The sequence below is a fragment of the Ralstonia pickettii genome, assembly GCF_000607165.1.
In the GTDB taxonomy this organism is placed as follows: domain Bacteria; phylum Pseudomonadota; class Gammaproteobacteria; order Burkholderiales; family Burkholderiaceae; genus Ralstonia; species Ralstonia holmesii.
On sequence record NZ_JFZG01000011.1, the window covers coordinates 94754 to 113928 of the forward strand.

Annotated in this window: 17 protein-coding genes; 9 read left to right on the plus strand and 8 right to left on the minus strand. The window is 60.1% G+C overall.

The features are described 5' to 3' along the window. Positions 1-2 precede the first annotated feature (2 nt). Positions 3-806 carry a polyphosphate kinase 2 gene (ppk2, locus tag BG83_RS0116090; RefSeq protein ID WP_024977714.1) on the plus strand — a complete coding sequence of 268 codons (804 nt, stop codon included), beginning with the start codon at positions 3-5 and terminating at the stop codon, positions 804-806. 6 nt (positions 807-812) lie between these two features. On the opposite strand, the gene BG83_RS0116095 is transcribed toward ppk2, so the two are convergent. The 4 genes from BG83_RS0116095 to BG83_RS0116110 form a co-directional block, all read right to left on the minus strand. Continuing rightward, entirely contained in the window at positions 813-3218 is a 2406-nt protein-coding gene (locus tag BG83_RS0116095; protein ID WP_024977715.1) for a heavy metal translocating P-type ATPase, read from the minus strand. Positions 3219-3437: 219 nt separating this feature from the next. Further along, entirely contained in the window at positions 3438-4382 is a 945-nt protein-coding gene (locus tag BG83_RS0116100) for a copper resistance D family protein (protein ID WP_024977716.1), read from the minus strand. After that, on the minus strand, positions 4382-4750 hold the full coding sequence (copC, locus tag BG83_RS0116105) for a copper homeostasis periplasmic binding protein CopC (protein ID WP_024977717.1): 369 nt from the start codon (positions 4748-4750) through the stop codon (positions 4382-4384). Before copC ends, BG83_RS0116100 begins: the two co-directional genes overlap by 1 nt. A gap of 67 nt (positions 4751-4817) precedes the next feature. After that, complete coding sequence (locus BG83_RS0116110; protein WP_080693689.1) at positions 4818-5150, minus strand: copper-binding protein; 333 nt, start codon at positions 5148-5150, stop codon at positions 4818-4820. Between the two features lie 465 nt (positions 5151-5615). Between BG83_RS0116110 and BG83_RS0116115 the strand changes: the two genes are divergently transcribed. After that, on the plus strand, positions 5616-5870 hold the full coding sequence (locus BG83_RS0116115; protein ID WP_152543714.1) for a hypothetical protein: 255 nt from the start codon (positions 5616-5618) through the stop codon (positions 5868-5870). 127 nt (positions 5871-5997) lie between these two features. Here the strand turns inward: BG83_RS0116115 and BG83_RS27860 are convergent, their stop codons facing one another. Next, positions 5998-6708 carry a hypothetical protein gene (locus tag BG83_RS27860; RefSeq protein WP_235193208.1) on the minus strand — a complete coding sequence of 237 codons (711 nt, stop codon included), beginning with the start codon at positions 6706-6708 and terminating at the stop codon, positions 5998-6000. Between the two features lie 84 nt (positions 6709-6792). On the opposite strand from BG83_RS27860, the gene BG83_RS0116130 reads away from it, so the two are divergent. The 5 genes from BG83_RS0116130 to BG83_RS0116150 all read left to right on the plus strand — a co-directional run bounded on the left by BG83_RS0116130 (position 6793) and on the right by BG83_RS0116150 (position 13737). Then, complete coding sequence (locus tag BG83_RS0116130; protein WP_235193209.1) at positions 6793-7167, plus strand: copper resistance protein; 375 nt, start codon at positions 6793-6795, stop codon at positions 7165-7167. Between the two features lie 69 nt (positions 7168-7236). Then, entirely contained in the window at positions 7237-8538 is a 1302-nt protein-coding gene (locus tag BG83_RS0116135; RefSeq protein ID WP_024977723.1) for a TolC family protein, read from the plus strand. Beyond that, positions 8535-10067 (plus strand): efflux RND transporter periplasmic adaptor subunit, encoded by a 1533-nt coding sequence (locus BG83_RS0116140; protein WP_024977724.1) that lies wholly within the window; start codon positions 8535-8537, stop codon positions 10065-10067. Before BG83_RS0116135 ends, BG83_RS0116140 begins: the two co-directional genes overlap by 4 nt. Further along, a complete protein-coding gene (locus BG83_RS27865) occupies positions 10064-13201 on the plus strand; it encodes an efflux RND transporter permease subunit (protein WP_037032001.1) in 3138 nt (1045 codons plus the stop codon). Before BG83_RS0116140 ends, BG83_RS27865 begins: the two co-directional genes overlap by 4 nt. Positions 13202-13371: 170 nt before the next feature. Continuing rightward, positions 13372-13737, plus strand: a complete 366-nt coding sequence (locus tag BG83_RS0116150; RefSeq protein WP_024977725.1) for a hypothetical protein — start codon at positions 13372-13374, stop codon at positions 13735-13737. A 57-nt stretch (positions 13738-13794) separates the two neighbouring features. Here the strand turns inward: BG83_RS0116150 and BG83_RS0116155 are convergent, their stop codons facing one another. After that, a complete protein-coding gene (locus tag BG83_RS0116155; protein WP_024977726.1) occupies positions 13795-14226 on the minus strand; it encodes a winged helix-turn-helix transcriptional regulator in 432 nt (143 codons plus the stop codon). 110 nt (positions 14227-14336) lie between these two features. On the opposite strand from BG83_RS0116155, the gene BG83_RS0116160 reads away from it, so the two are divergent. Then, positions 14337-14957 (plus strand): FMN-dependent NADH-azoreductase, encoded by a 621-nt coding sequence (locus tag BG83_RS0116160; protein WP_024977727.1) that lies wholly within the window; start codon positions 14337-14339, stop codon positions 14955-14957. A gap of 166 nt (positions 14958-15123) precedes the next feature. After that, the gene (locus BG83_RS0116165; RefSeq protein ID WP_024977728.1) at positions 15124-15756 is read left to right on the plus strand and encodes a DsbA family protein; all 633 of its coding nucleotides are present in this window, start codon (positions 15124-15126) and stop codon (positions 15754-15756) included. A gap of 230 nt (positions 15757-15986) precedes the next feature. Here the strand turns inward: BG83_RS0116165 and BG83_RS0116170 are convergent, their stop codons facing one another. Next, a complete protein-coding gene (locus BG83_RS0116170) occupies positions 15987-17240 on the minus strand; it encodes an Hsp70 family protein (RefSeq protein WP_024977729.1) in 1254 nt (417 codons plus the stop codon). A 513-nt stretch (positions 17241-17753) separates the two neighbouring features. Beyond that, on the minus strand, positions 17754-18818 hold the full coding sequence (locus BG83_RS0116175) for a porin (RefSeq protein WP_024977730.1): 1065 nt from the start codon (positions 18816-18818) through the stop codon (positions 17754-17756). Between the last annotated feature and the right edge of the window lie 357 nt (positions 18819-19175).

Below are 19175 nucleotides of genomic sequence, written 5' to 3' on the forward strand. Positions count from 1 at the left end.
TCATGCGAGCCAAAGAACGTTCGACAGGCAACGACGCCGATACCAGCGAACTGACCCACGACCAGTACGAACGGGAGCTCCATGTCCTGCAAATAGAGTTGGTCAAACTTCAGAAGCACTTCCTCTGCTGCAACGACAAGATACTGGTGGTTTTTGAAGGTAGAGATGCTGCAGGGAAAGACGGCACCATCAAACGTATCGTCGAGCATCTGAGCCCTCGCGAAACGCGCGTTGTCGCCTTGGGTAAGCCGTCCGACCGCGACCGGGGTTCCTGGTACTTCCAGCGTTATGTGGAGCAACTGCCAACCGCCGGCGAGTTCACGCTGTTCAACCGCAGTTGGTACAACCGGGCGGGCGTTGAGCGTGTGATGGGATTCTGTACGGAAGCGGAATACGAGGAGTTCATGGAGTGCGTCTTCGACTTCGAGAAGATGCTAGTCCGCTCGGGAATCCGGCTCATCAAGTATTACCTCGACATCAGCAAGGCGGAACAAAAGCGGCGACTAGCGTCTCGCCGTAAGGACCCTTTGAAGCAGTGGAAGGTCAGCCCAATCGATGACCAAGCCGTCTCGCTTTGGGCTGACTACAGCAAGGCACGAAACGAGATGCTCGAACGAACTGGCGAGGTGGTTCCGTGGAGTGTCGTTCGGGCTGACGACAAGCGCGTTGCTCGCCTGAACGTTATCAAGGATATGCTGCACCGCCTCCACTATGCTGGCAAGGACGACAGCCTGGTCCAGCCCCAGGCCGATATCGTCTTCCCCTATGAATGGAAGCACCTGCAGAGCGGCTCCATCGCCAAATAGCACGGGTCAGACTTCCGTGCGTCTTAAGCGCAGGGCGTTGGAGACGACGGATACTGAACTCAGGCTCATGGCAAGGGCGGCAATCATCGGCGACAGAAGCAGACCGGTCGCACTGTAGAGCACGCCTGCTGCCAGGGGCACGCCCAACGCGTTGTAGATGAAGGCAAAACCGAGGTTCTGCTTCATGTTTGCGATGGTCGCTTCCGACAGCTGACGCGCTCTGGAAATGCCCCGCAAGTCGCCCTTCACCAACGTGACCTGAGCACTGTTCATTGCAACGTCAGTTCCGGTTCCCATGGCGATGCCAACATCGGCTTTGGCTAGCGCAGGGGCGTCATTGATGCCGTCACCGGCCATGGCCACGACACGGCCTTCACTTTGGAATTTGCTGACCAGAGCGAGTTTGTCGGCGGGCTTGACCTCACCATGGAACTCGTCAATGCCGAGTTTTGCCGCGACAGCCTTGGCAGTTACCACGCCGTCCCCGGTTGCCATCACGACACGGATGCCTTTTTCTTTGAGGCGCTCAAGCGCCTCCGCAGTGGTCGCCTTGATAGGGTCGGATACCGCCAAGAGGCCCGCCAGCGCCCCGTCAACCGCCAGGTACATGACGCTCGCGCCATGGGCGCGCAGTTCATCGCCAGCTTGGCTCATGGCAGTTGTTGATACGCCTTCGGTTTCCATCAGCACGGTGTTGCCTAGCGCAAGCTTCTTCCCGGCCACCGTGCCGCGTACTCCGATGCCTGTGCTCGACTCGAAGTCCTCTGCCTTGTCGAGCGTCAGATTCTGCTGACGCGCCGCTTCTACAATCGTGGCGGCCAATGGATGCTCGCTGCCTTGGTCAAGGCTGGCAGCGAGCCGCAGCACCTCCAGGTCAGAAAAGCCGCTGATACCGACACTTCGTTCGAAAGCAGGTTTGCCTTCGGTAAGCGTTCCGGTCTTGTCGACAATGAGCGTATCGACCTTGCGCAAGTTCTCGATAGCTGCCGCATCGCGGAACAGCACGCCGGTCGTCGCCCCTTTGCCGCTGGCCACCATGATGGACATAGGTGTCGCAAGACCAAGGGCGCAAGGGCAGGCAATGATGAGCACGGCGACGGCGTTGATGAGTCCGTATCCCCAGCTTGGCTGCGGCCCGAAGAGGCCCCAGGCGAAAAACGTCAGCACAGCAACGGCGACCACGGCAACCACGAAAACGCCAGCTACCTTGTCGGCCATCCGCTGCATCGGCGCTTTGGACCGCTGCGCCTGAGCGACCATCTGGACAATCTGGGACAGGACGGTTTGGGAGCCAACCTTCTCGGATTCGATGACCAAGCTGCCAGAGGCATTCATCGTCGCACCAATGACGCGGTCGCCTACCCGTTTGGTGATGGGGATGGGCTCGCCTGTAATCATGGACTCGTCAAGCGAGCTGGTGCCTTCAATGATGACACCATCGACGGGTACCTTTTCGCCAGGTCGCACGCGTAGGCGGTCCCCAACGTGCACGTGGCTCAGCGGAACGTCTTCCTCGCTGCCATCCGGGTTGATTCGGCGTGCTGTTTTCGGAGCCAAGCCGAGAAGGGATTTGATGGCCGCCGACGTTTGAGACCGTGCCCTCAATTCAAGTACCTGCCCGACGAGAGTCAGCGAAATGATGACTGCGGCTGCTTCGAAATACACGCCGACGCGGCCGTGGACGGCGAACGTTTCTGGGAATACGCCGGGGGCAATGGTGGCAACGACACTATAGACATACGCTGCACCAGTACCGAGACCGATGAGCGTCCACATATTCGGGCTGCGATGGATGAAGGACTGAGCGCAGCGCTCGAAGAACGGATACCCAGCCCACAGCACAACCGGGGTCGCCAGAGCGAGTTCCACCCAGCTTTGAACAGAAGGCTCCATCCATCTGTACCGATGCCCGAACATGGCCAGGATGAAAACGACTGCCGTAAGTGGCAGGGTCCACCAAAAACGTCTTTGAAAATCGACGAGTTCGGGATTCTCTTCCTCGCTCAATTCCGGGATGACCGGCTCTAGCGTCATCCCGCAGATGGGGCAGTTCCCTGGTCGGTCCTGCCGGATTTGCGGGTGCATCGGGCATGTGTAGATGGTCCCGTCCTCTGCGGGAGCAGGTGCAACGTCGGCAGACGCGGCCACATACCGCGGAGGGTCTGCAACGAACTTGCTTTCGCACTTTTCGCTGCAGAACCGATACGTCTTGCCTTGATGCGCAGCATGAAAGCGCGAGTCGGCGCTGACAGTCATCCCGCACACCGGGTCTTTCTCGGTCAGTCCGGCAGTGGACGCTTGGGGATTGTGGTGGTGGTGCTCAGATGAACCATGAACGACATGCAAGCGACGATCAGGATGCATGTGGTCATGCCCTTGCTCTTCACCATGAAGATGACGCTGCTCTTCCATTGCGCGTACTCCTTTCGGTTCGGGCCGCCTATCTGAGTGGATTCAGCGCACGCGATGTGGCCTTTTACGCATGGTATCGGTGGTACTTTGCCGCTCCCAGCCAAACAGTCTCTTTCCTTGACCCAAAACACATGATGAGCCTTCCCATGGCGGGAAGGTCAATAACCTGTGGCGCCGGGCGCGGGCCGAAACCGCTGGGTTTCGTTCCCGCGAAAGAACTCACTCGGTTCCAGGTAAGGCACTTGCAACAAGAACGGCTGCCACAAGGAGCACAGCCGCCAAGACAACGGCTTCAATGCGCAGCACGGATACGAATCGCCGGCCAACCCGCAACCCGTCAAATTCGCCTGGCTGTTTGAGCGATGCCAAGAGCACCGGCATCTCGAAAAAGCGATTGTGGCCACCGAGCGCCGCTGCGACGAGAACGAATGCAAGCTTCAGGAGCAGCAGCTTTCCGTAGATTGCGCCCAGTAGATTCGCAGGCATGCCGACGCTTCGCCAACCGCTATAAGCACCGGTGAACACCAACACGACAAGCGCATAGGTGGCTGCGTTCGACAGTGTTTGAACATAGTCAGCGCCGTTGGGGCGCTCTGCTGGCGGCACCTCAAGTATCTGTGGCCCCGCGACGCATGCGGCGACATAGACGAGGCCCACCCAGGTACTGATTGCCAGCAGGTGCATCCAATCTACCCAAACCGGCAAGCTGAACGCCCCAGCATCCACAGGGTGTCCGCCGTGGCTGCGTGCCAGCGCGGTTCCAGCAACCCCAACCCATAACGCAGCACGAAGCCCGGGCGATTGCGTCTCCCATGAAACGAACGACAGCGCCGCCACAACAAGCATCAGGACTGTTGCGACTGCCCACGCGTACCCGAACTCCGTTGAGCGCAGCATGGACAGTACGGCTGGCCACGCCTCAAGCAGGGAGGTTTCGGCCATCAGAGCGCAGTGAATCCAGAAATACAGAGCGCTGGCCGCCACGACAACAATGGCGGCAATCCGGAATGTTCTCCCCAGAATCTCTGTGACACCGGCCTGCCACGCTGACGGCTTGCGCTTGAGCCAGCTATCGCTGAGCAACGTACCAACCAGCACCGCAAAACCGAGGTTTTGCAGTGCCGTCAGTCCAAAGCGCGCTATGTTCAGGGCGCCTTCATTCATTACTTCACCGTGAAGCTGTATTGGCCCTTTGTTTTGTGCCCGTCGTGCGTCATGACGGCCCAATTGACCGAATACGTTCCAGCGGCGAGCCTCGGTACGGCCACGGTCAGCACCCGGGGATTGGTGCTGTCGACCTTGGCCTTCTCGGTGGTGACGGTTTTTCCTTTCGCGTCGGTCACGTGCGCCGTACTAAAAGCCGGCTCCAGTTCTTCGTTAAAGGACATGCGCAGCGGGCTGGTGAGCGTTGCCACGGTGCTGCCTGCAGCAGGTTCCGTACTTTCGAGTTTCCCATGGGCAAAGGCGATAGTGGGGGCGATAGCGATGGCTGCGGTCAGGCTCAACAGCGATTGTTTGAGTCGTGCGTTCATGTTGATTATGTAATGGAGGGCCTAAGGGAAATGGGCCGACGCCACAAGCCGCGCCGACAGGTCATGCTTACTGGCTCTTCTGCATCTTGACGACGGTCAGCGCGCCATTGACCTGTTCGGCAACGAAATCAATCTTATCGCCGACGGATACCTGCTGAAGCATGGCAGGGTTCTTGACGCGGAAAACCATCGTCATGGCATCCATACCGAGGTTCTCCAGAGGACCGTGCTTGATGGTCAGCTTACCCGCCGAGGAGTCGACCTTTTTGATTTCGCCGTGTGACATCTTTTCACTGGCTGGCGCAGTCGCTGTGGCGGCTGTGGCGCCAGCTTCAGCGGCGAACACGGGTGTCGAGGCCAAGAGCGTGGCAGCAACAAGAATCGGGGTGGCTTTTTTCATGATGAGATAACTCCGGATTAAAGATCGTGAGGTGAACGGGCTGCACACCGCCTAGTTCAATCGCCGAGCAGGGCGCTGGCGCACGCGCGTGCCGCTGTGCGTTTGGGAGGCTTGCATGTCGCCCTGTTCTTTCATCGGTTGGGGGGGCGATATGGCAAGGACCGCCAAACTGGCAAGGGCCAGCAAGCGCATCGGAAACATGTGAAACCGTCGGTGGATGCCCGTGAAAGTGAGGCGCCAGCTACATTCTTCTGGCTAAGCGACTTACCCGCCCAGAAAATGGGCACACGTTGGGCGTCAAACGCGAAGGGCTGGCGGACGCTGAAGCCCGTCGGGGACGTGGCTGGAGAAGCCGACGTTCAGGCTAAAGGAGGCCCGAACCACCGAGTCGTCAAGGTGAATGGACAGAGGGAAGGAGAAAGGAACAACAGAGCACAGGGCGCACGCGGCACACCCAGAGCAAGCATGGCCAGCGTGCTTGGCAGATTTCCCGGAGGATTCCGTTGGCGCGGCATGCGAATGTACCAAGCAATGGTCGTCGTCGTCGGCAGCTGCCATTACAACGGCGTCATTCGCATTGTGACTCTGAGTCGTCACTTGAGTGGGGCCATGGCCGCCAAGGACTTCTTTTGCCATCATCGCGGCCGCACTAGCCCCTTGCAGCGGCACGGCCACAATCAAGAGCAGGAGAAGGAAGCGCGTAAGGAAACGAAGCATTGAGCGGCGGCCGCAGCTGGACAGCTGGAGACGCCAGTTTAGCGAATGCGGTGCGCGCTTCCAAGAGAACCGAAAGCGCTGCCCGTGCCTCCTCCATCTGGAGGACGGCGACGCCCCGGTCCCGAGCGGACTACTTCGTCATCATGCCGCCGCCCATACCCATACCGTTCCCCATCATTCCCTGGCCACCCATCATGCCTTGGCCGTCCATCATCGACTGCATCATCTCCTGCATCAGAGCCATGTTTTGGCCCATCATGCCCTGACACCCTTGCATCCGTGTAGTCGCGGCTTTGCCTCTGCCTTTGCCGTTTGATGGTTGCATCCTTCCGGCCATTCCCATGGACTTCTGCATCCCGGCCATGGCTTGCTGCATGACCTGAGCGCGCTCGGCCTGAAGTGCCTGGCGCTCCTCTGGGGTATTTGCCCGGGACATCCGTTCGCGGATTGCGCGCAAGTGGGCAATCTGGGCGTCTGCCTCAGGGTTGCCTTGAGGCGCTGCTGCCGGTGTTTCGGGAACCTCGGGAGCGTGATGGACGTTGTGAGCAGGGTCTTTAGCCGGTGTGGCGGAAAAAGCTAGCGGTGCCCAAGCCAAAGCGGTCGCCGCAATAAAAAGAGATACGCTGCATTTCTTCATGATGACCGAGCTCCTTCGTAATTTGGATGAGGCCGAGTGCCCTGTAGCGAATGTAGGCCAGCGCACCGATTTCAAATTGATGCTCGTCAACTGCCGTGCGAACGTGGAGAGTGAACCCTTGACCTTCACCTTCCCGTTGGGGAAAAGTACATCATGAGAATGTCGCTGCTCGACGCGATCGCATGACACGGTGACGTCAGCCATCGCGTATCAACTTAAAACGACCGCTGCTAACGTTCCCGCCAAATCGACAGAGATAGCGTGCGCATGCCCCTTCGCCGGCTGTGGATGACCGGCTTTCTCGTAGTTGCTTTCCTGACAGTCCAACTGGCAGCGGCAGCCTACGCCTGCGCGGGAAATCTGTATTCGTTCAGCGCCATGGACGAGATGGCTGGCATGATGGAATCCTGTCCGGAGATGGTGGCGCAGGCGCACAAGAACATCGGGGAGCACGACGGCCTGTGCCTTGAACATTGCAAGCTCAACGATAAGTCTGCTGACCATTTCTCCCCCCAAAGCCCAGCGTTTCTGCCGGTCCTGCTGGGTGTGATTGAACCCACCCCCGTTTCCACGTCTGCCTTCGCAGCATCCTTACGCGAAGGGTCCGTCGCGAGGGCGCCCCCACCGCCGCACGCCATCTTTCACTGTTGTTATCGAACGTAGCCTCCTGAGCGACGCTGTTTAGGTCTGTCTCTTTATATCGAGACAGTCGTCGTTGCTCGCGGAGGTCCTATGTGTTTTTCCCGTCGTCTATTGCGGGTGCTAATCATTGCGCCCGTCATTGGTTTGGCTGTGCCTGCTGTCGCGCAGGCGGAGCCAAACTTCCCACTCTCCCTGGAAGAAGCCGTTGCGCTTGCCACCGCTCGGTCCGCTAACGCGGAAACTTCGCGCGGCTCAGTGGAAGCCGCCTCGCAAATGGCGGTTGCTGCCGGTCAACTGCCAGATCCCGTCCTCAAGTACGGCGTCAACAATGTTCCGCTGAGCGGTCCAGACCAGTACTCCGTCAGTCGGGACTTCATGACCATGCGGTCCATCAGCGTGATGCAAGAGTTCACGCGGGCGGACAAACGCCGCAGACGCTCCGAACGTTTTGAAGCGGAAGCGGCTTCTGCTGAGGCGCAGCGGACTGTGGGTCTTGCCAGCGTTCAGCGGGGCGTCGCTTCTGCGTGGCTTGACCGTTGGTATGCCGAGCAGACCGACGCGCTGCTCAGTCACCACGGCAGTCCTTTTGAACTCGAATTACAGGCGGCGACTGCGGCCTACAGGAGTGGGCGTGGCTCACGCGCCGATGTGCTTGCGGCGGAGATGGAGATTCAAAAGTTGCAAGACCGCCGGGATGAGAACCAGGCCGCCATTGATGCTGCCAAAGCGAACCTCGAGCGGTGGATTGGACCAGCCGGCAATCGGCCTCTTTCAGAGCGCCCGCCCATCGTTGTTCCGCCTCGCATTCAACAGCTAGGCCAGGCCGACATGGACGCGGTGCCGGAGTTGCAGGCGGCTCAACGCGATGTGGCTCTCGCTGAGGCTGATGTGCGCGTTGCAACCGAAGCCCGCAAGCCGGACGTCTCCGTTGAGTTGATGTACAGCCAGCGCGGTCCGGCTTACGCAAACATGGCCTCCATTAACGTCAGCTTCCCCTTGCCATGGGACCGCGCGAACCGCCAAGACCGGGAAGTTGCTGCAAAGCTGGCTAGCGCGGAGGAAGCGCGAGCCAAGTCCGAGGTGATGGCGCGCACGACGCGGGCCGAGATTGCGGCCAAGCTGGCTGAATTGCAGCGCAATCTCGTGAGGCTGCAACGTTACGACGAAAAGATGCTTCCGTTGGCTAAAGCCCAGGTTGACGCTGCGCTGACGGCCTATCGAACGAACAGCGGGCCGTTGCTTGCCGTCGCTCAAGCAAACCACCGCGTGATTGATACGTCGGTGGAACGACTCACGCTTGAAGCCCGGACCGCGAAGCTCTGGTCCGAACTGGCCTACCTCATTCCGCTACCCACCGCGCAGTCCGGCATCGACGCGAAGGAATTCAAATGAAAAAGCATGTTATCGGCGCTGCGGTAGCCGTGCTGCTCGCAGGGGGCGCACTGTACGGGGCATACCAAGTGGGTCTGAAGCACGGCACAAACTCCGCGCAGACCTCCGCAGCAAGTGCAAGCGTGAGCCTCAAGGCTGGCGATGTTGACCCTAAGACAGGTAAGAAGATTCTGTACTGGCACGACCCTATGGTGCCCGCACAGCGCTTCGACAAGCCAGGAAAGTCGCCCTTCATGGATATGCCCTTGGTTCCGGTCTATGAGGATGCTGGTGCAGGCTCGGCCGCAGTCAACGTCGACAGCCGCATCACGCAGAACCTGGGTATCCGGACCGTCGAAGTGAAGTTGGGTAAATTGGATTCGGTGCTGGAAGCGCCCGGTAACGTTGCCATCAACGAACGCGGAATCGAGGTCATTCAAGCGCGTACGACGGGCTTTGTCGAACACGCTTATGCCAAGACTACGCTGGACCCTGTCAAGCGAGGCCAGCCCCTGGTGACCCTCTACGCTCCAGAGTGGGTCGCGGCTCAGGAGGAGTATTTGGCTGTCGCCAGAGCGGGTTCAGAGCTGCACGGCAACCTGCGTGACGCTGCGCTTGCCCGCATGCGGCAAGTCGGCATGACTGAAGGGCAAATTCGGCTCGCTGAAACCACGGGCAAGCTTCAGCCTCGGCTGAGCATCGCAAGCTCAGTCGACGGTGTCATTACCGAGGTCGGTGTCCGGGACGGCATGACAGTCACACCTGGCATGACGCTCTTCCGCGTGGCGGACCTTTCAACGGTATGGGTCGTGGCCGAAGTCCCGGAGAGTCAGGCTTCTGTCGCCAAACCAGGCCAGCCAATTACGGCCACGGCTTCGGCGTTTCCCGGTCAGGCCTTGGCAGGCAAAGTCGACGCCATCCTGCCGGACGTCAACCCCGCCACGCGCACCCTAAAAGTGCGAATCGAACTGCAAAACAAGAACCGGAAATTGGTGCCCGGGATGTTCGTCAATGTCCGCTTTGGCTCACAGGGCAGTGCTGACAAGCTGCTGGTTCCAACCGAGTCCCTCATTCGCACGGGTAGCCGCACGATTGTCATGGTCGACTCAGGCAATGGTGGTTTCAGTCCCGCCGAGGTCAAAACGGGTGCCGAGGCAAACGGGCAGACAGAGGTCACCGATGGCTTGAAGGCGGGCCAAAAGGTCGTCGCATCGGGTCAGTTCCTGCTTGATTCCGAGGCAAGTCTGCGAGGCACCGCAACGCGCATGGAAAGCGCATCCGCCCCGGCTGCTGCAGTGGCCGCGCAAGAGCACGAGGGCGTTGGCCGCATTGAAGCCGTGTCTTCGGACGGCATCACGATTTCCCATGGGCCGATTCCGACGCTGAACTGGCGCGCGATGACGATGGAATTCATGGCGCCGCCAACCGGGTTGCCTAAGGACCTGAGGGCCGGGCAGCAAATCCGGTTCCGCTTCCATTTGGATGAGGACGGCATGGCAGTTCTGTCTTCTGTTCAGCCTGCCTCCGCACCGGGAGGGTCCAAACCGTGATTGCCCGACTCATTCTTGCGTCCATTCGCAATCGATTCCTGGTGTTGCTGGCGACAGTGATGCTCACTGGGTGGGGCTTGTGGGCGGTCCGTAGCACGCCGCTTGACGCACTGCCAGACTTGTCGGACGTGCAGGTCATCATCCGGACGCCGTTCCCTGGCCAAGCCCCGCAGATTGTGGAGAATCAGGTGACGTATCCCCTGACCACCACGATGCTGTCGGTACCGGGGGCCAAGACCGTTCGCGGCTACTCATTCTTCGGCGATTCGTTCGTTTATGTCTTGTTCGAGGACGGCACCGACCTCTACTGGGCGCGCTCGCGCGTGCTGGAGTATCTCAACCAGGTGCAGTCACGCCTGCCTGCCGGGGCCAAGCCCGCATTGGGCCCGGACGCCACCGGTGTGGGCTGGGTCTACGAGTACGCGTTGGTCGACAAGACCGGCAGCCATGACCTGAGTCAGCTGCGTGCGCTGCAGGATTGGTTCCTGCGCTTCGAGCTGAAATCACTGCCCAACGTGGCCGAGGTCGCCTCCATTGGCGGGATGGTCAAGCAGTTCCAGGTCGTGCTGCAACCCGACCGGATGCGAGCCTACAACCTCTCGCAGGCCAAGGTTCTCGCTGCTCTCAAAGGTGCCAACCAGGAAACAGGCGGTTCGGTACTGGAGCTGGGTGAGGCCGAGTACATGGTGCGGGCCAGTGGCTACCTGAAGACCCTCGATGACTTCCGCCAGATACCCGTAGTGACAAGTGATGCCGGCATACCCGTGCGGCTCGGGGACGTCGCTACGGTGCAGCTGGGGCCGGAAATGCGTCGGGGCATCGCCGAACTCAACGGACAAGGCGAAGTAGCCGGTGGCGTCATCGTCCTGCGGTCCGGCAAGAACGCGTTGGAGACCATTGAGGCGGTCAAGGCCAAGTTGGCGACCCTGCAAAAGAGCTTGCCTGCCGGCGTGGAGATTGTGCCGACTTACGACAGGTCGTCGCTCATCAATCGAGCAGTCGACAACCTGACGCACAAGCTCATCGAGGAATTCATCGTTGTTGCCGTCGTCTGCCTTGCATTCCTGTTTCATCTGCGCTCGGCACTCGTCGCCATCGTTTCGTTGCCGCTTGGCGTGCTGTCCGCCTTCCTGGTGATGCGATACCAAGGGGTCAATGCCAACATCATGTCGCTTGGTGGGATTGCCATTGCGATTGGCGCCATGGTGGATGCTGCCGTCGTCATGATTGAGAACGCGCACAAGCATCTGGAGCGCTGGCATGAAGAGCATCCGGATCAAGGCCTCGACGGGGCGGAGCGCTGGAGAGTGATTGGAGAATCGGCCTCCGAGGTGGGGCCCGCCTTGTTCTTCTCACTGCTGATCATCACGCTTTCCTTCGTCCCGGTCTTCACCCTGGAAGCGCAGGAAGGGCGGCTGTTCTCGCCGCTGGCGTTTACCAAGACCTATTCGATGGCGGCGGCGGCAGGGCTGTCAGTGACGTTGGTCCCGGTGCTCATGGGCTACCTTATTCGAGGAAAGATTCCGCACGAACAGTCCAACCCGCTCAGCCGTTGGCTGATTCGCGCGTATCAGCCGGTCCTTGCGCGCGTTCTTGCCTTTCCGAAGACAACGCTGGTGATTGCCGGTGTCTTGCTGGCGCTGACAGCGTGGCCGGCACTGAAAATTGGTGCGGAGTTCATGCCTCCCATGGACGAGGGCGATTTGTTGTACATGCCGTCAGCACTACCGGGTCTGTCTGCCGGTAAGGCCGCTCAATTGCTCCAGCAGACCGACCGGCTTATCAAGACCGTACCGGAGGTCGCTTCGGTATTCGGCAAGGCTGGGCGCGCCGACACCGCGACGGACCCTGCACCGATGGAGATGTTCGAAACTACGATTCAGTTCAAGCCGCGAGACCAATGGCGGCCTGGCATGACCCCGGACAAGTTGGTGGAGGAGCTTGATCGCACGGTCAAGGTTCCAGGCCTGTCGAACATCTGGGTGCCGCCCATCCGCAACCGTATCGACATGCTGGCCACCGGCATCAAGAGCCCAGTTGGCATCAAGGTATCGGGCGCTGACCTCAAGGAGATTGACCAGCTCACGACCCGAATCGAAGAGGCGGTGAAGCAGGTTCCCGGCGTTACCTCGGCGCTTGCTGAGCGGCTGTCTGGTGGTCGATACATCGACGTCGATATCAATCGTGCAGCGGCCGGTCGCTATGGACTGAACATTGAGGATGTGCAGAGCATCGTGTCTTCGGCCATCGGCGGCGACAACGTCGGTGAGGTGGTCGACGGACTGGCACGTTTCCCCATCAACGTGCGCTATCCCCGTGATTACCGTGACTCGATTGAGCAGTTGCGAGCGCTACCCATCGTGACCGAGCGCGGGCAACAGATTCGACTGTCCGATGTTGCAGATATCCGAGTCGTCCAGGGGCCGCCGATGCTGCGCAGCGAGAACGCTCGCTTGTCCGGTTGGGTCTATGTCGATATCCGGGGGCGCGACTTGCGCTCGGCCGTGAAGGAGATGCAAGGCATTGTGGCCAAGGCTGTCCCGATGCCTCCCGGCTACTCCGTGAGCTGGTCTGGACAGTTCGAATACCTGGAGCGTGCCACCGCAAAGCTGAGCGTCGTGGTTCCATTCACGCTGCTCATCATCTTCGTTTTGCTCTACCTGGTCTTCCAGCGTTTCGAAGAGGCGCTGCTCATCATGGGCACGCTTCCACTGGCCCTGATTGGCGGCTTCTGGCTGCTATACCTGCTTAGATTCAACCTATCAGTTGCCGGCATCGTCGGCTTCCTTGCGCTCGCAGGTGTGGCGGCGGAGTTTGGCGTCATCATGCTTCTTTACCTGAAACAGGCATGGGCAGCGCGTGAGGCGAATGGTGCTGCGGATGTGCAATCCCTTGTCGAAGCGATTGAGGAGGGGGCAGCGTTGCGGGTGCGGCCCAAGGCGATGACTGTCGCGGTCATCCTGGCCGGGCTGATTCCAATCATGTGGTCTCACGGCACGGGTTCAGAGGTGATGCAGCGCATTGCTGCACCCATGCTCGGTGGCATGGTGACCGCCCCCTTGCTGTCGCTATTTGTCGTGCCGGCGGGCTACTTGTTGCTACGTAGGCGCCAACTCAAGAGTGGTTCTTCATAGCCGTCGCCTTCGTGACAACCAATCTTCGGGAAATAAGAAAGCGTGTCCCGAGAGAGGTGCTTGGCAGCGTTAGAGGCGTGATCACCTTGCATCAGGAAGCCCGAGAACGTATAGAGGCGGGCTGAAGGTCGCCGAGGAGCAAGCGCTCCAGATAAAGCCGGCCATTAACCATGAATCACACCGCCGTACCGCAAGGCGATAGCAGTGCACCTCAGTGGCTCAAGATGGTCGTCACCCTGGTCTACCGGGTCTTGTGCGGGCTATTGATACTGGCTGGAATTGCCTTCGTTGCGATGCAACTTTTCCGCCTGCCTATTGAGCGGCAACCGATTCGGTTGCCGCAGTTTTTCGCACAGGGTTTCGGCGTAATGGCGATATCCGACGCATGGCGAATCTGGCTGCTGCGCTTGCCTGTCCCGCATCGCTTTTCGGCGCCCGTTCCATATGGCTACCCCGGGTGGCGGCCCATTCTCCAGGCGCAACTTGTTTGCGGGTGCGTGCTTGTGGCGTTCGGTGTGGCGCTTTTCTTTCTTTGATCCGAATCTCTCCCAGGGCGGCGCCTTCAATGGCGTTAGGCCATTGCGTGCAGCCGTTCACAGCCGCTGATACACGACACCTTGAATCGTGGCCTGCTCTGGCTTGGGTTCTTCGTCAAAGCGCCTCTGCGCTTCTGCAATCGCTTGCGTGTTCTTGTCCGCCCAGGCGACCAGCGCCATCACTGGCTCCAAGAGCGTCCGACCCAGTTCCGTAAGTTCGTAGTCGACGCGCGGGGGGATGGTCGGAAACACCGTCCGCGTGACCAAGCCGTCGCGCTCCAGCCCACGTAGAGTCAGCGTCAGCATGCGCTGCGAGATCCCGTCGATCTCTCGCTTGAGCTCATTGAAGCGCCGAGATCCCCCCTGCAGCGTGGTGATGACGTACAGGCTCCACTTATCGGCAACGCGATCAAGGATCTTCCGCGTCGCCTGGCAGTCGCGTTCGTTCGGCTTAGGAGAGCCAGGTAGATCGGTGTGACTCAGTGACATACATGTGCCTTCTTGTGGGGATCAGTTAGGAACCATACGATCCTAACTATGCAAAGGTAATTAGGTTCATAAGGATTACCTAGTTCTGATTTTAGCCCATAGGAGCTTGTATGAGTCACATCCTGTTGATCACGTCCAGCCCGCGCGGTGCCGACGGCCTGTCCACGCGCTTCGCCGCCGACCTGGCCCGGCAACTTGCCGACCAGCGCCCGGACAGCACCCTGACGGTTCGCGACTTGTCGGTCGATCCGCTTCCGCACATTGATGACGGCTACGTCGATGGTCGCGTGACGCCGCCTGAATCGCGCACCCCCGCGCAAATCGAAGCCGTGAAGCTGGCCGAGGCACTGATCGCGGAGCTGGCAGCCGCAGACATCCTTGTCATTGGTTCGGCCATGATCAACTTCGGCCCGCCCACGCAGTTGAAGGCATGGTTCGACTACGTGACCTGGCCGGGCGTGACCTTCAAGTACGGCGGCGATGGCATCGAGGGTCTCGTGAGGGGCAAGAAGGTTTATCTGGTTACGGCCAGCGGCGGCGTCTTCTCCCAGGGTCCCTTCGCACCCATGGATTTCCAGAGCGGCTATCTGAAGCACTTGCTCGGCTTCCTCGGCATGACCGACATCGAGCAACTGCGTATCGAAGGGACAGCTTATGGCCCCGAAGCGGCTGAGGCGGCAATCGCTACGGCGGGCAAAGCGCTGCAATCCTTGCTGGCCCAGCCTGCTTGATCGTCCGCACCGATCTGGATTGGGCGCTGGTGAGGATTCCGACCCTTACGGATGGGCCAGCGGATAGCGACGTGGACGTAGATTGGAACGCGAACCAAGCGGCGGACACGACATTCCTTCGGGCCGCTCCCGGCATCGCAAACAGCAGACGAACGACGGAGGCACCATGCTGAAAATCGACCTCTATACCGAGATCACGTGCCCCTGGTGCCTTGTCGGCCAGCATCGGCTCGACAAGGTTCTTGCAGAACGCTTCCCAGAGCTGAATGCGGACATTCATCATCATCCGGTGCTGCTTTTGCCGGACGCGCCGTCCTCTGGACTGTTTATTCCCGATCTGCTTCGCTCGCGCTACGGCGTCACCGACACCAGTGCCGCCTTCGCCAGACCCGAAGCCGCCGCTCGGGCCTCCGGGCTGAATCTGGACCTCAGATATCAGCTTTACGCCTATCCGACCCAGGCTGCTCATGCACTCATTCAAGCCGCAGCAGAACGCGGCACGCAGCATCGTCTCGCGGTAGCGATCACTGAGGCCTACTTCCTCAACGCAAAGAACATTGCCGATGTCGATGTGCTTGCAGACATCGCTATCGGCCATGGGTTCGATCACGCAGAGGCTCGCGCCATCGCCTTGGACATGACGCAACACAAGCGGGTCGAGATGGAAGCAGCCAGGTCCGCCGCTGCGGGCGTTCGGTCGGTTCCTCACTTCGTTTTTGGTAATGGACCCGAAATCAATGGCGGCCGCACCGAAGACGAGATTGCTTCGTCCATCAAAGCGGCACTACGCGCCGGCTAGAGCCCATTCCCCTTGATGCGGACTTTGCGACGCTACTTCTGCTCCCAGTAGGATCGCCAATCGGCCACGGTCACCCACAGTGCTGCTCTGAGTTCCGTGTCGGTTAATTCTGCCATTGCAGCTTTGCGAAACCGTGCCGCGCATGGCGTGGTCCTCGTCTACAGCAATATCCCCGCCCGGATGGTTCGATACGCTCGAAAGGTCCCGCTGCCCCTCAGCCTTTCAGCCCGTCAGCTAAACTTGCGCGCCGCATCGCGCGCCAGGCCAGAACCGATCCCGCCGAACAGGTCGCCTTCGACGCGCCGCGCCGACGGCAGCACTTGCGCCAGTTGCTCTCGCAGCAACGGCACTCCGCTGGAGCCGCCGGCGAAGAGAATGGTATCGACCGTTTCCGCTGCGACGCCCGCCGTCTTCAGCATCGCCTGCACCGTCGAGACCGTCTTGCCGACCAGCTTCCCAATCGACTGGTCGAAGTCCTCGCGCGTGACGGGCTGCTTCAACTCGGGCGCGATGCGGTGCAGGTCGATCTCCGCCACCGGGACGTCCGACAACGCGATCTTCGCGTCTTCCACCTGAATGGCCAGCCAGTGGCCGGCGCGCTCGCGGATCAGGCGGATTAGGCGGTCGAGTTTTTCGGTGTCGGCGACATCTCGGTAATTGTCCATCACCACCGCCCACGCCTTGCGCGTGTACACGTGGTTGATGGTGTGCCAGCTCGCCAGGTCGAAATACTGGCCTGACGGCATCGCCTTGCCGTTGCGCAGCGTGCTGTTCAGGCCAAGTAGCGGCATCACGTTGGCTAGGCTCAAGGCGCGGTCGAAGTCGGTGCCACCAATGTGAACGCCGCCGTTGGCGAGGATGTCCTCGCGGCGGTCAGGGCGTTTCGCGCGGTCGGGCGACAGGCGCACCAGCGAGAAGTCCGACGTACCGCCGCCAATGTCCGCCACCAGCACAAGTTCTTCACCGCTGATGCCGGCCTCGTAGTCGAACGCGGCGGCGATGGGCTCGTACTGGAAGGCGATCTCGTCGAAGCCGGCGTCGCGCGCGATTTCCGACAGCGTGTCTTCGGCGAGCTGGTCGGCCTTGGGATCTTCGTCGATGAAGAACACCGGGCGGCCCAGCACGGCGCGGCGGAATTCATGGCCGGCGGCGCGCTCGGCGCGCCTCTTGAGTTCGCCGATGAAATGCGCCAGCAGCTTGCGGAAGGGCATGGCCTGGCCCATGACCTCGGTGCTTTCGTCCATCATCGACGTGCCGAGCAGGCTCTTGAGCGAGCGCATCAGGCGCCCCTCGTGGCCGGCAAGATAGTCGGTCAGCGCGGCACGGCCGTAGCTGACCAGCGGGTCTTCGGCGTGAAAGAAGATGACGGAAGGCAGCGTAACCTTGCCGTCTTCGAGCGGCAGCAGGGTGGGTGCGTCCGATCTCAGCCAGCCGACGGTGGAGTTGGACGTGCCGAAATCGACGCCGCAAGCGTTTGACATCATAGGATTGTGGCTTCTCGAGTACAGCGGGAGGCATGCGCCTGCACGGGATATCAGGAGCGGGCGCCACCGGCGAAGGGGCGCTATTGTAATGGCTTTGTGCGACGGATCCCCTCACAGCGCCCGCTGTTACGCGCCGTCATGCGTCAGCGGAACGATTCCATCAATACGTTGCATCGGCCGGTTGAATCCGCAGCCAATTACCGACATTCACGAGAAGCAGCTCTCGGGAAGCAAAGTTACCTGGGGGTAGAGGTTTCTTCCCAGCCTGAAAGCAAATTCACGAGACATCTGTTGTCAACTCTTAACCGCTCGAAACGATGGCAGTCCTGCCTGGATGGGTGCGTAGCAGCAGTCTTGCAGCTCATCTAGTTAAGAGCGGGGCACTCACCGCGTTCCAAAAAAATGGCCGGCGAAAGCGCCGGCCAAACGTCCTTGAACCCAGTGACAAGTCAAGGTCGATATGATCTATCGGCGACGCGCCCTAGACGCGTCGCCCTGCCTTATTGGGATGTACTAGAAGCGGTGGCGCACGCCGACCATCGCGCCAGTCTGGTTCTGGCCCGGCATAGTGTTAGCCGTACCGGTCACGCCATAGGTTGCATTTCCCTTGTTGTTCACATAACCAATCAGCGCGTAGGCATCGGTGCGCTTGGACAGCGCGTAGTCCGCGTTCAGCACGAACATCCAGGAGCTGTTGCTGTCGGTACGTGCGTTCGTGTAGTAGGCAGCGCCCGTCAGAGTGAAGGCAGGGGTAAATTTGTAGAGCGCGCCGAGCCAGTAAAGATTGTCGTGGCGTGCCGTGCCGGTCGTGACTTCATCGCGCAGCCAGCGGTAGCCGGCAAATACCTTGGCATCGCCCACCGCGTAAGAAGCGCCAATGGCAGCGCGTTTGGCATCGAGTCCCGATGCGGCGATGGTGCTGCCCTGGTACTGGTCATAGGCGACCCCCACCGAAAGCGGCCCATTTGCGTAAGCGACGCCCGCACCATAGTTCTTGCCCACCTTGAACCTGCCAGGGACTTCACCGCCAAGTCCGGAATTGCTGTCACGCCCGAAGCTATAGAAGCCCGTTGCAGTCAGCCCGCCGAACTTGCCTGTGTATTTGACTGCGTTGTCGGCTCGGCCGTTGAATTGGTTGTCCACCGAATTCAGCGAGTAGTTTGGCCCAACGGCCATCGGGTCGTAAGCCGCGAACAGGTCGTAAAGTGCGTTTTGTTGACGCCCCATCGTGACGGCACCGAAATCGCCCTGCAAGCCGACGTAGGCCTGGCGACCAAACAACCGACCACCCTGCGCAGATTTGCCGGTGTCGATGTCGAAGCCGCTTTCCAATACGAAGATACCCTTCAGGTTATTCCCCAGATCTTCAACGCCACGGATTCCCCAGCGCGATCCGGACAGCCCCCCGGAGGTGAGCCCCGTGACGGAGCCATTCCCGTTGGCGCCGCCGTTCACGTGGCTTTGATAGCTGATGCCGGCGTCAACAATGCCATAGAGCGTGACATTCGAAGACTGCGCGAATGCGGCGGCAGGCAAGGTGCTGGCTGCCATCGTCACGGCGAGGAGAGTTTTTTTCACTGTTAGCCTCAGTTGCTGTTTGAACAAACGAATCTGCGTTGGAGCCTGTCGTGACCTGCTATTGAACGTGCCCCCTAACGCTGAGACGAGAGAATGCGTCAGTGATGTGACAGCAATAAGTAAACAATCAACGAGGATGTGGATTTAATGTTTCTAGTAATGAAACAATTGGCTCCGGTATTGCGCTACTCGAAAAGCAAACTACGACGGGCCCTACCTACAGCATCAAGCGCGGCACACGGCAAGCCGCATAGCTCTCGGCAGCCTTGAGCCCCACGGGCTGATAGCTTCTTTCAACGAGGCCATCGGGCAGGCTATTCAGGCGGAGACAGAGAGCGGTGAGCCCCTAGGAGAACT